The organism is Pseudomonas sp. 67(2021) (genome assembly GCF_017491835.1).
GTDB lineage: Bacteria > Pseudomonadota > Gammaproteobacteria > Pseudomonadales > Pseudomonadaceae > Aquipseudomonas > Aquipseudomonas atacamensis.
This window is the reverse complement of sequence record NZ_JAFGYL010000005.1, coordinates 137,259-156,535: the sequence shown is the minus strand read 5'-3', so window position 1 is coordinate 156,535 and position 19,277 is coordinate 137,259. Positions and strand designations below refer to the sequence as shown.

The 19,277-nt window shown below is 58.7% G+C and carries 10 protein-coding genes; 5 read left to right on the top strand and 5 right to left on the bottom strand.

Annotated elements, in window-relative coordinates:
* Positions 1–9 precede the first annotated feature (9 nt).
* Positions 10–1,581: an ABC transporter ATP-binding protein gene (locus tag J5M66_RS09135; RefSeq protein ID WP_206420404.1), complete on the top strand. Its 1,572-nt coding sequence runs from the start codon at positions 10–12 to the stop codon at positions 1,579–1,581.
* A gap of 8 nt (positions 1,582–1,589) precedes the next feature.
* Here J5M66_RS09135 and J5M66_RS09130 read toward each other — a convergent pair whose 3' ends face one another.
* From J5M66_RS09130 to J5M66_RS09115, 4 genes are all read right to left on the bottom strand, one after another.
* Positions 1,590–2,855, bottom strand: a complete 1,266-nt coding sequence (locus tag J5M66_RS09130) for a hypothetical protein (RefSeq protein ID WP_206420405.1) — start codon at positions 2,853–2,855, stop codon at positions 1,590–1,592.
* 94 nt (positions 2,856–2,949) lie between these two features.
* Positions 2,950–4,230, bottom strand: coding sequence for a hypothetical protein (locus J5M66_RS09125; RefSeq protein ID WP_206420407.1), 1,281 nt, complete (start codon positions 4,228–4,230; stop codon positions 2,950–2,952).
* A 33-nt stretch (positions 4,231–4,263) separates the two neighbouring features.
* Positions 4,264–5,202: a hypothetical protein gene (locus tag J5M66_RS09120; protein WP_206420408.1), complete on the bottom strand. Its 939-nt coding sequence runs from the start codon at positions 5,200–5,202 to the stop codon at positions 4,264–4,266.
* A gap of 72 nt (positions 5,203–5,274) precedes the next feature.
* The gene (locus J5M66_RS09115) at positions 5,275–9,249 is read right to left on the bottom strand and encodes a hypothetical protein (RefSeq protein ID WP_207807874.1); all 3,975 of its coding nucleotides are present in this window, start codon (positions 9,247–9,249) and stop codon (positions 5,275–5,277) included.
* Positions 9,250–9,513: 264 nt separating this feature from the next.
* Here J5M66_RS09115 and J5M66_RS09110 point away from each other — a divergent pair, with 264 nt between their 5' ends.
* From J5M66_RS09110 to J5M66_RS09095, 4 genes are all read left to right on the top strand, one after another.
* Positions 9,514–10,941 carry a sigma 54-interacting transcriptional regulator gene (locus tag J5M66_RS09110; RefSeq protein ID WP_207807875.1) on the top strand — a complete coding sequence of 476 codons (1,428 nt, stop codon included), beginning with the start codon at positions 9,514–9,516 and terminating at the stop codon, positions 10,939–10,941.
* A gap of 265 nt (positions 10,942–11,206) precedes the next feature.
* Positions 11,207–12,598: a GntP family permease gene (locus J5M66_RS09105; protein WP_016774505.1), complete on the top strand. Its 1,392-nt coding sequence runs from the start codon at positions 11,207–11,209 to the stop codon at positions 12,596–12,598.
* Positions 12,599–12,605: 7 nt separating this feature from the next.
* The gene (gene hbdH, locus J5M66_RS09100) at positions 12,606–13,379 is read left to right on the top strand and encodes a 3-hydroxybutyrate dehydrogenase (protein ID WP_207807876.1); all 774 of its coding nucleotides are present in this window, start codon (positions 12,606–12,608) and stop codon (positions 13,377–13,379) included.
* Between the two features lie 58 nt (positions 13,380–13,437).
* Entirely contained in the window at positions 13,438–15,393 is a 1,956-nt protein-coding gene (locus tag J5M66_RS09095; protein WP_207807877.1) for an acetoacetate--CoA ligase, read from the top strand.
* Positions 15,394–15,441: 48 nt separating this feature from the next.
* On the opposite strand, the gene J5M66_RS09090 is transcribed toward J5M66_RS09095, so the two are convergent.
* Positions 15,442–19,200, bottom strand: coding sequence for a hypothetical protein (locus J5M66_RS09090; RefSeq protein ID WP_207807878.1), 3,759 nt, complete (start codon positions 19,198–19,200; stop codon positions 15,442–15,444).
* Positions 19,201–19,277: the final 77 nt, after the last annotated feature.

Here is a 19,277-nt window from a genome sequence, read left to right as displayed (position 1 = left end):
AGCGTGACCATGACAGAAAACCTGATTGAAATCCGCAACCTCAATGTCGCCTTCCATGGCCAGACCGTGGTGCGTGACCTGTGCCTGGATATCCGCCCCGGTGAGTGCCTGGCACTGGTGGGCGAATCGGGTTCGGGGAAATCGGTGACCGCGCATTCGATCCTGCAACTGCTGCCTGAGAGCGAGGCGCAAACCCGTGGCAGCATCCGCTATCGCGGGCAAGAATTGCTCGGTGCTGATCCGAAGGTCTTGCGAGAACTGCGCGGCAATCGCATCGCCATGATCTTTCAGGAGCCGATGACTTCGCTCAATCCGTTGCACACCATCGAAAAGCAGATTGGCGAAACCCTGTTGCTGCACCGTGGCCTCGGCGGCAAGCAAGCGCAGCAGCGCATTCTCGAACTACTCGGACTGGTCGGCATTCAAAAACCCAAGGAGCGTTTGAAAGCCTATCCGCATCAACTCTCTGGCGGGCAACGGCAACGGGTGATGATCGCCATGGCCCTGGCCTGCGAACCGGAGTTGTTGATCGCTGATGAGCCGACCACGGCGCTGGATGTCACGGTGCAGCGCAAGATTCTCTTGCTGCTCAAGTCCCTGCAACAGCGGCTCGGCATGTCGCTGCTGCTGATCAGTCACGATCTCAATCTGGTGCGAAGCATCGCGCAGCGGGTGTGCGTGATGAAGGCTGGCGAGATCGTCGAGCAGGCGCCCTGCGAAACCCTGTTTACCGAACCCAAACACCCTTACAGCTGCGTGCTGTTGAACGCAGAGCCGGAAGGTGAAGCCCTGCCCCGTGACGAACGTGAAAATGTGCTGGAGGTCGCTGACCTGCGCGTCGATTTCCAGGTCAGCGGCGGGTTGTTCAGGCGCAAGCAGTTTCTGCGCGCAGTCGATGGCATCAGTCTGAACATTCAGCGCGGCAAGACTCTGGGCATTGTTGGCGAGTCCGGGTCGGGCAAGTCGACGCTGGGTCAGGCGATTCTGCGTCTGCTCGACTCTGAAGGCAGCATTCGCTTTCAGGGCGAAGCGCTGGACGGCCTCAGTCAGAAGCAACTGCGCCCGTGGCGGCGGCAGATGCAGGTGGTGTTTCAGGATCCGTTCGGCAGCCTCAGCCCGCGCATGTCGGTGGCACAGATCATCAGCGAAGGCCTGGAAGTGCACTGCGAGTCGACGGCCAATGAGTGCGATGAGCAAGTGATCCGCGTGCTCAAGGAAGTCGGTCTCGACCCGGAAAGCCGCCATCGCTACCCGCATGAATTTTCCGGCGGCCAGCGCCAACGCATCGCCATCGCCCGGGCTCTGGTGCTCAAACCCGCACTGATCCTGCTCGATGAACCGACCTCCGCGCTCGACCGCACTGTGCAGAAACAAGTGGTCGCCCTGCTCCGTGATTTGCAGGAAAAATACGGTTTGACCTACCTGTTTATCAGCCATGATCTGGCGGTGGTGCGCGCGTTGGCACACGACATGATCGTCATCAAGGACGGCCAAGTGGTAGAGCGTGGTGCCAGTCACGACGTGTTTGACAACCCGCAACATCCCTACACCAAAGAGCTGTTGGCGGCGGCGCATCCATGATGGAACGGTTAAAGACCCTGCTCAGAGGGGTTGAAAACAAATACCGGACTTGCTGTGCCTAGCGTGGCGCGAAGGATCGGAATGGAACGACCTGTGACCTTAAAATAGTCTCTCTGGTCGTATTGAGCACCTGGCAATCCGTTGCTGGGTACCAAGGCCTGCGCGTTGTAGAAAAAAGCTTCAATGGGCAACTGCGCAGGATTGTTCTGCGGCCACGCTGCGACCATGAATTCGTTCCAGCCGTAGAAGTCACCACGGGTCTTGCGTACGTCAATGCTGAGCTGAAACTGTTGCGGGTCAACGTCGAAAGCACACGATGCATTCACGCGAGCGCCATACCGCGCGAGCCAGACTTCAACGCTGTTGACACCCAACTCGCTGCACAGGCCGCCATGTGTTCTGCACACGTCCGCGCTCCCACCAGTGCCTGCATCGTAGGGGTAGGCGCACCGTAAGCTCATCGGATTACCAGCAGGAGCGGCTTGCTCACGAATCACAAAACCCTGCGATTTGTAAAAACGACTGACACCCGCATCCGCTCTCAAATAGCTGAACGAGGCGCCATTGCCGCGCACCGAACCGGGGCTGGGATTCCAAGAATGGAACGCCGTGGACTGATCTGTGGTGCGAACCAGCACACCGTTGCAATAAAACGCCGCCCGTCCATCGCGACAGGTCGGGGAGGTATCGGCATACCTGGCGTTGAGTTTTGCGGCCACCTGATAGCCGACATACAACTGATCCGCCATGCTGAAGCCGAAAAGGCTCTGCTGGGCCTCATCACGTTGCAGTCGCAAGATCGGCAGCCACTCGCCCGTGGCCTGGAAGTAAACCAACTGGTCTCTTTGCGCGGCGTGCAGCGAGCCGCCTACCGCAAGGTTATAGAACAATGCCTGCAACGGAATGCGCAGCGGCGCCGTGTCGTCCCAGTTTTTGACCAACGCCTGAGCATCGCCAGTCGCAGCGTTGACCTCCAGTGTTTTGCCGATTCCGATGGCGGTCAAAATGTCCGTCAGCACAAATCCGTTGGGAGCACTTACATCAACCGGCTCGCGATCAAGTCGCCAGTAATCAAACCGCTCGTACCCGGCTGACACGGCTTCAGGGCTTAATTTCCAGAACGCCACGTTAGCTGGATTCTGTGAGCGCCGCACCAGCAGGCCACTGCACAAATACACTGCAGTTCCACCCGGACAGGCAGCCTCCGTCAGTCGAAATCGCGCATTGAGCACTTGAGCTATATCCGGTCCGGTGAGCGCCAGAGCAATCGGCATGGTAAGAAAGCTCAATGAACACCAAGCCAGGAAAGCAACCATTCTCTTTCTTATACCCACGACAATTCCTCCCTGAACTGCACTTACCGACAAATTACTGAACGCCCTGATCCGCGGGTTCATAGACAAACGGCGCACCGTTGGCCGCATTGAGCGCAATCCGAACCACGGGCAGCGTGCGTGCCGTCTGTTGATAAAAATCACGCTGGATGAACTGGGCATCTTTGAGCCCGGCACTGCCGGCCACGACAAAGATCGCTTCGAGGGGCAACTGCTGGGGAATGTTTTGCGGCCACGCAGCGATGATCACTTCGTTCCATGCCGGATTGCGATTGCGTACATCAATGCTCAGCTGCACCTGTGTCGGCGTAACGTTGAACGAACATGTGCCGCCCTGCGCTCGATATGCGGCCACCGTGGTCACGCCGAGGGCATCGCAGTGGGTGCGGCAACTGTTGGGGATGCCGCTGGTACCCGCGTTGGTCGGATAAACGCAGCGCCAGGCTGCGTTGTAAGGCGCCGGCGCTGCGGCTTCCTTGAAGATCAGCCCTTGACTACCGGCGATTTGCACCATCCCCACGTCGGTTCGGGCCCAGGAGAACGACACCCCGTTACGCCCCACCGAATTGGGGCTGGGATTCCACGCATGAAACTGCGTCGACGCCGCCGTGCCGCGGAGCAACACACCATTGCAGTGAAACGCTGCGCTGCCGTCACGACAGGCCACGGCGGTATCCCGAAACCGTGCATTCAGCCGTGCGGCTACCTGATAGCCGGCGTACAATTGGTCCTGTTGATTGAAGCCGAACACCTGTTGCGCGGCATCGCGCAAATCCAGGCGCAAAACCGGCAACCACACCCCGGTCGCCTGAAAGTAGTCGCGCTGATCACGCTGCGCGGCCAGTAGTCCCGTCGGCCAGTTGCGGTCGTAAAACAATCCCTGGACGGGTATCTCCTGAGGCGACTGATCATTCCAGTTCTTGACCTGCGCTTCAGCGCGCGGCTCGGGATGCAAAACATCCAAGGTTTTACCCAAACCCAGTGCGGTGAAAATATCGGCGAACACATAGCCGTTCTGCAACAGCGCAGGATCGCGGGAAATGTCTTTGCGCAGGTAGGCAAATCGTTCAAAACCCGCCCCCGTCGCCTCCGTGCTGAGCATCCAGAAGGGGCGCCCGGCACTGACCTGCGAACCGCGCACCAGCACTCCACTGCAATGGTAAGGGTGGGTGTTGCCCGGACACAGTTGCTGATCGATCGCGTAACGGCTGTTCAGGACGTGCGCGACCTCCGGGCCAGTGACCGCCCAAGCGAATCCGCCAGATAACAGGCAGAGCGATAGCGTGCTGTTGACCAGCAAACGATGTACGTTCATGGAATCTCTCCCGGTGCTACGTCACGCGCAGACTCAACTCATCGAAACACCCAGCACCTGATGCTCCTCGCTCAGGTCAGCCGAAGTGGGATTTGGATCCAGAGGGAGGCCTGCCGGTTTGTCCAGATCCACGATCCACGCGGTGTTGGCGCCGTTGAGATCGTCGGTCCAGAACGGGTACGGCGAGCGTCCGAGGTAATCAGTCAGTGACCCGGCATGGCTGTCGTAGACCTTCAGTAGCTGACGCATTTGCGCCAGTGTCGCTGGCTGCAATTCGGCGATCGAGCAGGCATTGCGCATACCCGCCCAGGTGGCGGTGGCAGTGAGAAAACTCAATTGGCCGATGCCGCTGATTGTCAGTTGATACTTCTGCGTTTCGCCGGCGCTGTCCGTGGCACTGATCAGGCACGTTCCATTACCGGCGACAGTCACTTCTGCCTGCTGATCAACCACCGCTACCGTGGAATCGCTGCTGCTGTACTCGTAAGGCGCCACTCCCCACGTCGCTTCGCGAGTGATGCGGCTGAACGCAGGTGGATTGTTCGGAGGCTTACCAGTGACGAGCACGTAATTGAACGAACTCAGATCCAGCGTTTGCCCAACTTCAAAGCCTGCCTTGATTTCAAGGCGCAGCGTTTGCGAGGTGTGCAATCGCTGAGTGCCGAACGACACCTCGTAATTCAATTCGATAAAATTGCTCAGGTATTGCGCGAAGAGGCTCGAATCGATACGAAAAACCGGCGCCGTTTCACCTTGGTTGGCCCTGATCTTGATTTTGTCGACCAGCCTTGTCGCACCTCCTGCGGGCTTCAGAAACAGGTCAATCACATCACTGGTTTTCATTCCGGGATAGGCGCGCACGCGCACGGCAGTCCGCGGCTCCAGCGCTTGCGGATCCAGCGTGCCATCGACTGCACCATCAACGGTCGGGGCAGGAAGCGTTGCCATGACACCGGTATTTTCTTCGAACATTTCAGCTACCTCAAAGTCGGAAAGTCGAGCATCGGCTGCACGGGCGATGCGCGTTGGAAAGGTCACCAGGTTTTATGGGGACTCGGCCGCTTCGTGCGCTTCGACACTCGCCCCTTCCATTGCGGTAACGGTGCCATCGACATAGGAAACGAATCCGTTGAGGCCGCTCGCGCCACCGATACCCGTCGCTTGCCCCCAAGTGACGACACGTTTGTCGGATGTCAACGCAATGAAACCGTGGGAGTTGGTGTAGATGGCCACGACGTTGATCAACTGGGCGGCCACGGCTGAGGTATCACCGCCAAGCGTTGCGTTACCCCAGGCGAAGACCCGACCATCAGCGCACAGCACTGCAAAGGCATGAGAAGTGCCGACCACCTGGATGGCATTGGTCAAAGCGGCAATGTGAGCGGGCACCACACCGGCAGGTGCGACCCCCCAGGCGGCCACACGATTGTTCTCCGTGATACCGGCAAACGCCTGCCAGGTGGACGCCACATCGACGAAGCGCAACGCGGCAATACCAGGGAAACTGGCGAGATTGCCGCCATAGCCAGCCTCACCCCAGGCGACCACGTTCTTTCCGGTGGTCAGCGCCACAAACGCCCGGGCATTGGCACAACAAAGCCTTTGAATATCGGTGCGGTTGGCGATATCGGCGGGAAGCGTGCCACCGAAGGCCGTTACACCGAACGCGAACAGCCGCTTGGTCTGGGTAATGCCCGCATATGCCTGGTACGAGCAGATCACGCGGTCGACGTTGGTCACTCCCGGAACCGGGTTTGCCACGACACCTGCCCCCCATGCCACGATGCTGCCATCGGTCCGTTCAGCACAGAACGACAAACCGCCATTGAACACCCGTCTGATGTTGCTCAAGCCGCCCGTCGGCAACGTGCCGCCATAGCTCGCGTTGCCCCAGGCACGTACATCACCCGTTGTCGTCAGACCGGCAAATGCGTAACTGTTACTGGCGATCGTCGCGAACCCGCTGGGGCTGACGTTGCCCATATTGGCACCGCTACCGGCTTCACCAAACGGCAGCGCGACACCGTCCTGAGTGAGCGCGACGAAAGCGCCACCGGAACAGAAGACGTTTCTGACATTTTCCTGAATCAAATACACCGGCGGGATGCTGCCGCCATAGGAACCATTGCCAAAACTGGCGAGATCGCGCCCCCCCATTGCCCCGCCGGCCGACACCCGAGCATCACGTATCACCACAACCGCGGCGGCACCACTCACGTTGGAATCGACACCATTGCCGCAGACATTGACCGGATTGAGGGTGACCTGCTCGACAGCAGAGCGCACCTGCAACGCCCGTGACGACGCAGTATCGATAAACTGAGTGGCCGCTACCCAGGCGGCATCGCCGGCATAGCGCCACTCCGACAGCATCGGTTGCAGCGTCTGCGCATTGAGCGCCCACATCAGGCACGGCGCACTGGAAGATCGGTAGGTGTTGGAGTTATGTCGCGCGCCCATGACCTTCAATCGGCCCGAGCCAATCACCCGACGGACATCGAAATTCTTGAACGCTGAAGACTCATCAGGACCACCAGCCGCACGCCTAATCGTGTAGCTCAAGGTGAAACTTTCGCCGTTTTTCGAGTCTATGAAAGGCCGCGAAATACGCATGATCAGTTCCCGGCCTTCATCCGTTCGCAGTATATTCCTGACGATCGGGGCCGCGCCGCTGGGCATGAGGGTAACAACGTCCCCTTCCTTGAGTTGCGCCGTCACACCGATCCGCGCGCTGGCGCCTTCGGCGGGCACATCGTCGGGGTTTATCTGATCACGATTGGCGCCGGTTGCCTCACTGATCGCCGGCAGCGGCAATACCGCGCGCTGGACACTCAATATCAGAACATCAGAGCTTTGCTCGCCACCGCCGTCGCGCTCAACGGTGTAGGAAACCCTGATGCCCAGATCCTGATTGGCCAGCACATAACGCTGCGGAACCTGGTGGGTGAAAGGCTTGCCATCGCCATTGAAGGAGATCGGCTCCTCCCACGCATAGTCGCCGTCCTGCGCATCGCCGTTCCAGCATAACTTGATGTAATCACCGAATTTCAACTCGGCATCGATCACCACCGAAGCCCCTCGCAGAGCCGTATCTATCGGGTTCAAGACACCGGCCTCGCTCGCCTCCAGCACTTTTGGCGCGGGCAGCGGCTGCTTCGAACTTGCGCCGATCGCCACCTGCGTATTGGCGCCGAAACGCTCGGTGCCTGAGCCGTTGGTAGGCTCGACCGAATAGCCGATGGTCAGGTTGTAGCCCACATGTTCCTTGAGAAAGTCCTGCGAAAGAAAAAACGAAACCGGGATGTCGAGATCACGATCATTGATGTCCACCGAATCGTCATAGCGTTGCGGGTCCTGAGGGTTGTCAGACTGATACCAGAGATAAACCGTCTGCCCTTTCATGTCTTTGAACGGTGGAACCTGCACCTCGGCATCGGCGAAGGGTGGCAGTTTTTCGGGATCAAGCACACCGTCAACCGCACACACGACGATGGCTGCCTGCAAGTCCGGCTTGGGCTCGCCAACCCTCACGGAGTGGCGCAGCGATTCGGCGGCCAGCGGATCGTCGATGCTGGTGCCGACCTTGTAATGAACCTCGAGTGCACCGCCATCGATTTTCGCCAGGTAGGGCGCCGACATTGGAAATGTCATGTCGCGCGCAGCCTGCGAACTGCTGATACGCCGCCCACTGTCGTACAGGTGTTCCACACCGCCTGGTGCAGTTCCCCGCGCATAAAAATGCAGCCAGGCCTGAGCCGAAATCCCGGCATGGGGCGAAACGATGCCGGTGGCGGCGTTGGCAGGATCGACGACAACGCCGTTGATCGGCAGGATTTTAGGTGCCGGCAGGTTGACCGCACTGCCCTTGAGCCACACCGTGGTTCGGCTTGATCGACGGGTCTCACCGGTGCTTTTGCTGGTCAGCTCATAGCGGACGTAGATGTGCTCCCGAGCCAGTTGCATCACTGTAGTGTTGGGCACAAAAAAGCGCACGGTGCTGTTGATCTGAGTGACGGGTTTGATCTCGCTGAAGACCTCGGCCTCGACACCGCCCTTGATTGTCGAAACCCACAGCCTGACGCTATCGCCGATCTCGAAGGTCACCGGGCGCGTGACCACGTCAGCCTGAATGTCTTTGCTACCCAGCGTGGCAAGGTCGTAGAACAGTTCACCGGTGTCTGGATCGACTTGCACGGCATCGAGAATCACCGGGCGCAGGAGATCCGAGGTCACTTCGCTGTACACGCTTGTGCGCAGCGACCAGTCGCTGGCGCGGTTGTGCACTTCGTCGATGGGGCGGTAGATAAAAATCTGGTCGCCGTTACCGGCCTTCAGAATGACGTCGACCGGGATCTTGCCCTGGATTTCTTTCCCGACCTGCTCCATCGTCACGGTGTGATAAAAGAGCAAGCCGCCAAAGCTCAGGGGCATGATGTCGAACTGACGAACGTTTGGATAGGCCGGAATAGCCCATTGCACGCCGTCAACGGACTCCGCCAGCTGGCGAGTAATACCTCCCGCCGGCACGTTGAGCAGGCGTGGCGCCAGCAAACGATAGTGCCCGGGACGATCCGGCTCCGGATCCGGCCCCCCAGGCATCAGAAACCGGATCAACACATCCAGCGGCGTAGAGCGCCCGTAGTTCTGGCTCTTGCGGATGACTTCGTAATGAAGAGTTTGAAAGCCCGGCTTGAGCAAATGCCCCGGCAGGAAAACATGAGACGTTTCATCCTCCTGCCCCGCCGCCAAATTGAATGACAGCAATTCGGTCGCATCGATGCTGCTGCGAATGACGATGTGGTCGCCCTTTTCAGCATTGAGGTACGGATAGACATTAACCAGCAAACCCTCGGCATTGGATGTACACATGCTGCGGTTTACGCCAAAGCGATTGGCGTTAGGCGTGCCGTCCGCATCGTGGATGCCCGGAATTTGTCCGGGAATATAAAGCGGGACTAGCGTCAGAATGTTCGCATCCTGTACAGAAATATCTTCTGGCAACATCTCTTCCTTCATCATTTCATGTCTCCTTGATGCGCTGGGGCGCTGGATCGGGATCCTGCCTTCTGGCGCCGGGTAGAAGCATTAGGCGACTGAGGTTCATTCTCCGCAACTGTCAGAAATTACAGGTAGGCACACTTTCCGGACGAACGGTCGAGAGCCGATTTGTGGGCTTTTAAAAGGGCCAATCACTGACACCAGATGATCATGTAGCAATCCATCGGCATAATGACTCGCGCTATCCGACGGCGCCGACAGACTTCATCAACCTTGGAATACAGGATGAACACCACCGAAAGCCTCAAGGACTACCAACGGGTGCGCACCCTGGCGATCCGTTCGCTGTTCGAGATCATCGAGCAATCCAGTGAGGGCACGGTGATTGTTGACCGCGATGCGAATATCGTCTGGATGAACGAACGCTACGCCCGGCGCTTCGGTCTCGATTCAGCGGCAGGCGCTATCGGCAAACCCTGCGAAAGCGTGATCCCCGGCAGCCTGCTGCGCGAGGTGGTACGCACCGGTCGGCCGATTCTGCTGGACATGCAGGACACGCCAAAGGAACCACTGGTGGTGATGCGCCTGCCAATCCACGACGACGCCGGCAGCGTGATCGGCGCCATCGGTTTTGCCCTGTTCGACGAGTTGCGCACGCTGTCGCCGATGCTCAAGCGCTACTTGAGCATGCAGGAAGAACTCGCCTCGACCCGCTCGCTGCTACGTGCGCGGCAGACCAAATACAACTTCGCCCACTTCATCGGTACCAGCGCTGCCAGCCTTGAAGTCAAACGCCGCGCCAGGCGCAGTGCCAGCGCTGATTCGCCGGTTTTGCTGCTGGGGGAAACCGGCACAGGTAAAGAGTTGCTTGCCCAAGCGATTCACAGCGCCTCACCACGCGCGCACAAAGCCTTCGTCAGCATCAACAGCGCGGCAATTCCCGAGGCGCTGCTGGAAGCCGAATTTTTCGGTACGGCACCCGGCGCCTTTACCGGCGCCGACCGCAAGGGCCGCACTGGTAAATTACAAATCGCTCAGGGTGGCACGCTGTTTCTCGATGAGATCGGCGATATGCCGCTGCCGCTACAAAGCAAACTGCTGCGCGTGTTGCAGGAAAAAGAATTCGAACCGGTCGGCTCCAATGAAGTGATTCAAAGCGATGTGCGGGTAATCGCCGCGACGTCGACGGATTTGCAGGCGGCGATCAAGCGCGGCGAATTTCGCGCCGATTTGTACTACCGCCTCAACGTACTGCCAATCCAGGTGCCGCCGCTGCGTGAACGTCTCGATGATCTGCCGGCGCTGAGCGAGGCGATTCTCGAAGAACTGCGCAGCCAGCATGAACTGCACCGCGACGCGCTGGCGTTGCTCGGCCAGCATGCCTGGCCGGGCAACATCCGTGAGTTGCGCAATGTGCTGGAGCGGGCGGCGTTGCTCAGTGATGATCTGATCCTGACCGAGCAGGATATTCGCGGCGCGATTGGCACCTTTACTCCGGTTGAGCGAACGTCCGAGCCGAGCATGCAAGCCTCCACTGGGGAGACATTTGCACAGGCGCGGGCGCGGTTTGATCGGCAGTTGATCGAGTCGACCCTGGCGCAATGCGCGGGGAAAGTACCGGAGGCGGCGGTTCGGCTGGGGCTGGGGCGGTCGACGCTGTACAAGAAAATGGCTGCGCTGGGGATTGCAGAGTCTACATATAGAGACATCTGATCTCCATTTTAAGACTAGAGCAAAAGCTTCGCGAGCAGGCTCGCTCCCACAGGGGAATGCATGACCAATGTGGGAGCGAGCCTGCTCGCGAAGGCGACGGCCCATTCAAAGAAAATCTCAATTAAGAGACAAAAACAGCTCCCAGAACGCGACTCTGATCTAATTTCCTTATATTTCAAACAGTTAGAAGATTGGCACAAATCTCGCTAACCCACTCTCCGCACCCGTTCCACCCACAAAAATAACAATCCTGGAGAGACACACCATGAGTGTGATCATTGCCTTGGCAGCCCTGACGCTGCTGATGCTCGCCGCCTACCGTGGCTACAGCGTCATCCTCTTTGCCCCGATCGCCGCCCTCGGCGCGGTCCTGCTCACCGATCCGTCCGCCGTTGCCCCTGCGTTCACCGGGGTGTTCATGGACAAGATGGTCGGTTTCATCAAGCTCTATTTCCCGGTATTCCTGCTCGGCGCGGTGTTCGGCAAGCTCATCGAACTGTCCGGCTTCTCGCGCTCGATCGTGGCCGCTGCGATTCGCTTGCTCGGGACTAAACAAGCGATGCTGGTGATCGTGCTGGTGTGTGCCCTGCTCACCTACGGCGGCGTGTCGTTGTTCGTCGTCGTCTTCGCTGTTTACCCGTTTGCAGCGGAGATGTTCCGCCAGAGCAATATTCCCAAACGCCTGATCCCGGCGACCATTGCCCTCGGCGCATTCTCGTTCACCATGGACGCCCTGCCCGGCACGCCGCAGATCCAGAACATCATCCCCAGCACCTTCTTCAACACCACCGCATGGGCGGCGCCGTGGCTGGGTGTGATCGGCACGATTTTCGTGTTCTGCGCCGGCATGCTGTTTCTGCAGCGCCAACGCAACAAGGCGCAACGTGCCGGCGAAGGCTACGGCACTGAACTTCGCAACGAACCGGAAACCGCCGAAGACCTGAAGCTGCCCAACCCGTGGATTGCCCTGTCGCCATTGCTGGCGGTGGGCATCATGAACCTGTTGTTCACCCAGTGGATTCCGCAGTGGTACGGCAAGACGCACAGCCTGGCACTGCCGGGCATGGCCGCGCCGGTCACTACCGAAATCGCCAAGCTCACGGCGATCTGGGCGGTGCAGGCGGCGTTGCTGGTCGGCATCCTCATGGTGCTGGCGTTCGGCTTCAAGGCGATTAAAAGCAAGCTCGCCGAAGGCAGCAAAAGCGCGGTCAGCGGCGCGTTGCTCGCGGCCATGAACACCGCGTCTGAATACGGCTTTGGTGCGGTAATCGCTTCGCTGCCGGGGTTCCTGGTGCTGGCCGACTGGCTCAAGCAGATTCCCAATCCGTTGGTCAACGAAGCGATTACCGTGACACTGCTCGCCGGCATTACCGGATCGGCGTCGGGCGGCATGAGCATCGCGCTGGCGGCGATGTCCGAGCAGTTCATCAGTGCAGCGCACGCGGCGAATATTCCGCTGGAAGTGCTGCACCGCGTGGCCGCGATGGCCAGCGGCGGCATGGACACCCTGCCGCACAACGGCGCGGTAATCACCTTGCTGGCGGTGACCGGGCTGACCCACCGCGAGGCCTACAAAGACATTTTCTGTATTACGCTGATCAAGACCCTCGCGGTTTTCGTGGTGATCGGCACTTTCTACGCCACTGGCATTGTGTGAGGTATTCATGACCACTCTTTCCGGCAAGACAGCCTTGGTAACCGGCTCCACCAGCGGCATCGGCCTGGGCATCGCGCTGACCCTCGCGAAAGCGGGCGCCAACCTGATTCTCAATGGCTTCGGCGACGCCTCGAAGGTGATCGCCGACGTCGCTCAGTTCGGCGGCAAGGTCGGCCATCATCCCGCCGATGTCAGCGACCCGGCACAGGTTGCCGACATGGTCGCCTACGCCGAGCGCGAGTTTGGCGGCGTCGACATTCTGGTCAACAACGCCGGCATTCAGCACGTTGCGGCCGTAGAAGAGTTTCCTGTTGAGCGCTGGGATTCGATCATCGCGATCAACCTGTCATCGGTATTCCACAGCACGCGGCTCAGCCTGCCGGGCATGCGCCGCAAGAACTGGGGGCGCATCATCAATATCGCCTCGGTGCACGGCCAGGTCGGCTCCACCGGCAAAGCCGCGTACGTTGCCGCCAAGCATGGCGTGATCGGCCTGACCAAAGTGGTCGGGCTGGAAACCGCGACCAGCAATGTCACCTGCAATGCGATCTGTCCGGGCTGGGTGTTGACGCCGCTGGTGCAGAAGCAGATCGATGATCGCGCGGCCAAGGGTGTCGATCCGCAGCAGGCGCAGCATGATCTGCTGGCGGAAAAACAGCCGTCGCTGGAGTTCGTCACACCCCAGCATCTGGGTGAGCTGGTGCTGTTCTTGTGCAGTGAAGCCGGCAGCCAGGTGCGCGGCGCGGCGTGGAATATTGATGGTGGCTGGCTGGCGCAATAAACACCTGGCCATTGTGGGAGCGAGCCAGTTCGCGAATCCGATAAGAAGAGGCAAACCCATGTCCGACATCCTCTGGCAACCCGACGCCCAGCGTATCGCCGGTTCGCGGATGGACGTTTTCCGGCGCGAAATCAATCAGCGGCATTCGCTTAAGCTCGACGACTTCCCTGCCCTGCACCAATGGAGCATCGAGCAGCGCCCGGCGTTCTGGCAGGCGATCGTCGATTTCTTCGACATCCGCTTTCACACCCAGCCAGACGCCGTCTTGCGTGAAGGTGCAGAGATGCCCAGCGCCGAGTGGTTTCCGGGCGCGACGCTGAACTTTGCCGAACACCTGCTGCGCCGCCGCGACGATGCCGTGGCGGTGGTTGCTGTGGCGGAGAACGGCCAGCGCGAACAACTGACCTGGGCCGAACTGGCCGAACACGTCGCCGGTTTTCAGGCGAGCCTGCGCGCGGCGGGCGTTGGCCGGGGTGATCGCGTGGCGGCGTGCATGCCCAACACCTGGCAAACCCTGGTGGCGATGTTGGCCACCACCAGCCTCGGCGCGATCTGGTCCTGCTCGTCGCCGGACTTCGGCACCCACGGCGTGATCGATCGCTTTGGCCAGATCGAACCGAAATTGCTGCTCACCTGTGCCGGTTATCAATACGCCGGAAAAATCCTGGATCAGACCGCCAAGCTCAACGAAATCCTGATACAGCTGCCGTCGCTGCAGCAGTTGATCATCGTCCCGTACGCCCGTCCGCAAGCGCGCATCGAGGATTATCAAACCCACGCTGATGTCTGCTTGTGGGAAGACTTTTATCAACCCGGCGGCGAACCGGTTTTCACCCCGGTGCCGTTCAATCATCCGCTCTACGTGCTGTACTCCAGCGGCACCACTGGCGTGCCGAAATGCATCGTCCACAGCACCGGTGGTGTGCTGCTGCAACACGTCAAGGAACATGGTTTGCACTGCGACCTCGGTCCCGGTGACCGCTTGTTCTACTACACGACCTGCGGCTGGATGATGTGGAACTGGCTGGTTTCAGCGCTCGCGGTTGGCAGCGCCGTGGTGCTCTACGACGGCTCGCCGTTTTATCCGGACCATCAGCGCTTGCTCGACCTGATCGACGACGAACGCATCAGTGTGTTTGGCACCAGTCCGAAATTCCTCGCGACGCTGGAAAGCAGCGGCGCCAGGCCCCGCGAAAGTCATGACTTGAGCAGCTTGAAAACCCTGCTGTGCACGGGCTCGGCTTTGTCACCGCAAAGCTACGACTTCGTCTATCGCGACTTCAAAACCGATGTGTGCCTGGCTTCAATGTCCGGTGGCACCGACATCGTCTCGTGCTTCGTCAATGGCAACCCGCTGTCAGCGGTACGTCGCGGAGAAATCATGGGCAAGAGCCTGGGCATGGCCGTCGAGGTGTGGAACGACGCTGGCCAACCGGTGATTGGTGAGAAAGGTGAGCTGGTCTGCACACGGCATTTCCCGGCGATGCCGATCGGCTTGTGGAATGACCCCGACGGCTCAAAACTCCGCCAGTCCTACTTCAGCCTGTTCCCCGGCGTCTGGGCACAAGGTGATTACGCCGAACAGTTGCCCCACGGCGCGATGATGATCCATGGCCGCTCGGATGCGGTGTTGAACCCGGGCGGCGTGCGCATCGGCACGGCGGAAATCTATCGGCAGGTCGAGAAAATCACCGAGGTACTGGACAGCGTCGCCATCGGTCAGCAGTGGCAGGATGATGTGCGCGTTGTGCTGTTCGTGCGTTTGCGCGATGGTGTCGAACTCGATCGAGGGCTTGAACAGCGAATCCGCGAGGTGATCCGTGCCAATACCACGCCGAGACATGTCCCGGCGCGGATTGTTGCAGTGACGGACATACCGCGCACCATCAGCGGCAAAGTCGTGGAGCTGGCGGTGCGTGACGTCGTGCATGGAAGGCCGGTAAAAAACACCGATGCACTGGCCAATCCCGAAGCGCTGGAGCAGTTTCGGGATCGGCCGGAACTGGCTGATTGAAATCGGCACTGACGCCCTGATCCGACAGGCTGGCGGCAGTGCTTTTCATCAACGAGGTTTGTTCAAGGTAATGACCACCGGCTCGCCAATCGCCCGGCCTGCACTGGCCTCGAGCGCACTGCCAAGAACAGTCATGTTTTGATCGAAAGTGACCTCGTCAGTGATCAGTTGACTCAGCAATGAGGTGACCAGCGTGAGCGAGTCGGCGTTTTCGAAGGCTCTGGACGGCGCATGACAGTCAGTGCCGTTCTGCGACTGCGCCAGGCAACCTGCCCCCAGATTGAGCAATACGGACACATCCAGCTGCTGTCCGCTGTCACTGGCATGCACGGCGTCGGTGGCATAGCCGACATCGTCGGTTTGTGCGCTGGCGTGGAACAGCTCATGAATCAGGTCGTCGGCGATCACATCGTGGTTCAGACCCATGCTGACGAAGTGTCGATTGAAGTTTTTCGTGTAGACCTCAACAAACGCTATAGCGCAATCACCGCTCGAACCTGCGTCTTTCCAGCGCTGGTAATTGTTTGCATCGAACGATGCCAGGGTATCGTTGATCTTGAGGCCGTCGAGAACCATGTTGCTCAAGGAGAAACCGGCGAAATCGAAGCGGATCAAACGCAAGTAGTTCACCAGCCGATCAGTGGACATCTGAGAAGCATCGCCGAACACGATCTTCATCAGCGCGTCGCGATCGCGTTTGAAATCATGACGGTTGAAGATTTCCAATGCGTTGTCGATCTTGGCCCGGGCACGGGGCAGGCTTTGCTCGATGAACTTGCGCGTGTAACTGAGCGGCAACGTGCGCGGCGAAGCAGGCAGCTGCAAGGGGGCTTGATACACAAAATCCTCCAGAGACTTGCCCCACAAGTTGCCGCGTCGATTCAGCGAGTACCATTTGTCACCACTGCGCGCGGCCAGCACGGCGACGGCTTCATGCGTAGCCCCGCGTGGCCGCCAGCTACCCAACCCGAATTGCGCGTTATCAGCCGCTTCAAGCAGATCATAGGATTGCCGGCGACCGCTGATCCTGTGCAATTGCCCCCTGGCCAGAGTAATCAGGTCATGAGTGTTCTTGTTGAACCGCAGCAGGCCCTTGTGTACCAGTTTACCGCCCGCCTGCAGACCGGAGGGCACACCATCGAAGGGATTGAAAAGCGAGATGGCCGAAGTAAACGCCAGCCGGGTGAAACGCGCGGCCTTGGCAGTAGTGGAAATGGCCCTGGTGGAAATACTCAGCGCCTTCGAGCTGGCGCCAGCCACTGTTCCCACCAGGCCGATGCCGTCCATCAAACATCCGTAAACCCCGTCCACCATCTTGTTGTCTTCGCCCGAGGCGATGTCCTCGATGCATTTTTTGAACGGCACCAACAGGTCGATGAAGTAAGTCAGCAAGCGTTCGCCCTCCTCCCGGGAGAGTTCGAGCGGCGTCGGTACACGCACGAGCTCTCTGAGCTCGGTTTTATTCAGGAACGGTCTGTTCTCGGCGAGAAACCCGGCGATGCGCACGATGTTAGGGTCGTTGAATTTCTGGTAGAACCCTGTCTGCAACCGCGCAGATTGCGCTGGTGCTTTCAGCGCGCCGAAGTAATCGATGATCGCCATACTGCTGCTGATCGAAGCGTCCTCGGCCGCGGCATGGGTATAGCGCCTGATGTTCAGCGGAACGCTCTGGGTCAGGGTGTTGCTCAGGGGCGTCGTCATGTTGGCACTGGCGCTCATTCTTGAGCGTTGCTGAAGCTTTTTTTCCCGTCTGATGAAAGCACCCAGCGCATCATTCCTGCGGGTTTCTGCACGCGAAGTGAATAATTCATAACAAAGATCAGCGTCTTCATCAGACGTGTACATCACAACGCCGAAGCGTCCCGTGGCGGCATCCCGGCTTTGTTGTGTTTCTTGTTCAAGCCCTACATTCAAAGGTCCGCCGGCCCGGCGCGTAGTCACATAGGATGCCGATTCACGCACGGTAAAAAAATGAATGTCAGCATTCATGAACACTTGCAGATCCGCTTCCGGCATGTGTGCCAACGCCAGCTTGATGGCAGACATCATGCCGCCGTTCACCGCTTCGAAATGCACGGCCAACTGACGATCCATTTCCTCGTCACAGGATTCAATCGTCAGCAGTCGCGGATAACGCTGATAAAGACTGAGACCCGCAGGGTTGTAGTTGATCGCAGGTTGCAGCAATCCGTTGACGATCAAACGTACGGTGCGCCTGTCCCACTGACCGGTGACCAGGTCACCCGATTGGTGCAGCTCGACCATGGACATGATTTGCTGTCCGCCTTTCTCGGACAGCGCTTTTTCATCCAGTGTGTCGCAGCCAGGTGCAGCTTTTCTCAATTGGCTTCGGGCAATTTCCGCTCGGTTGGGTAACGGTGTCGAAAATGCGCGGGCTAGCTGGGCGAATTGGTCTGCGTGGTGCTCAAACGCGTCAATCGCCCTTCGTGTACAGGTTTCTTCTGCCTGTTCGAGCTCGGCTCTGGAAATAATCCGGTTGAGCAACGCCCACTCCACGATCGGGTCGATCAGCGCCAGATCGCGCATATGCTTCTGCGCTTCACTGACCGGCTCCAGTTCGCCGTAAGCGATGATCTGTGCATAGGTCAATTCCCGCGAGGCCCCGGTCTTTACTGCCTCGACCAATACTACAGCGCGACAGAACTTGATCCAGGCGATCGACCCAAGTGTCACCTCTGTCGGAATTTTCCTGACCAGAAATTCGGGTGCGTTGCGTGCCAGGAGAAGATGAACCACCAAAGGCGCCAATATCGGATCTACCCAGCGCTTGTTCCGCACAAACTCGGTGTACTCCTCGAGTATCTCTGATGGATGGCGCTCAACATTGTCTGGCGAGTACAGGTCTCGCCGTTGGACCAGGTGGCGATGGCCGATCGATGGGTCCAGGTCGAGTAATATCGCGGTCATCAACAATTGGCGGAGAATATTTTCGGAAAGCGTTTCCCCGTCATTCACCCCGTACCAATTCAGCTCTTTGATATAACTTCTGGCAAGATCCAGCGAAACTGGATAGGCGACAAATTCAAAGAGGCGCTGCGCCGCCGTTTCGTGAGATATATCCGCGCGCCCTGTGACGTTGTACAAGGCTGACAACAGTTTGCGCTTCGGCATCAATTTGGCGGTGGCGCCACGAATATCTGCAAACTGCTCTTCGGATAACGCGTTGTGACTCTGCTCACTTGATTGAAAGTGATCCCAAAAAGCAACTGGCTCCCTGACCTCGGGTGAAAACTTGAACAACCCGATCAAGTTACTGATCTTGGCCTTGGTGTCAGGCAGATCGATATCATGAAACTTGAACCACTGATCCAGGGTTACATCCAGATCAGGCCATACAAAACCGCCGGCGACTGCGGCAATGTCGGCGATGAGACTCACCGTCGAGCGCGTAGGTTGACTGTATTCAAAATACTGCGCCGCAACCAGATCTACCCAACCTCTGACGGCACGGACTTCCATCTTGCCTTCCGGCGTAATCCGAACCAGGCCGTTATGCTCGCGCGCCTCCTCTCGACCGATTGCACCAATGACCGGCCCGGTTTTCAGCAGCTCATTGAGCAGAAGTCTGCCGGGGTTATATATTTCATGCAGTGAAGAGCCTGGTTGCAACTCTACTTCACGCCCATACCAGTCTATACCGTGATCTTCGGTGTACTCATTCAATGCCTCTTCCAGATGCCGAAGAACCATATCGCGCTCGGTAGCATCTGCCGCAGACCGATACTTCCATTCAGCCAGCGCAACTTTCGATGGCCGGAATACTTTATTTTTCTTAACTTCGTTCACAGTAAAACCTCATCAAACCAACTAGCTGACCATTCAGCGTAATGACGTTTTACCCAAACACATACAACCGAACCACG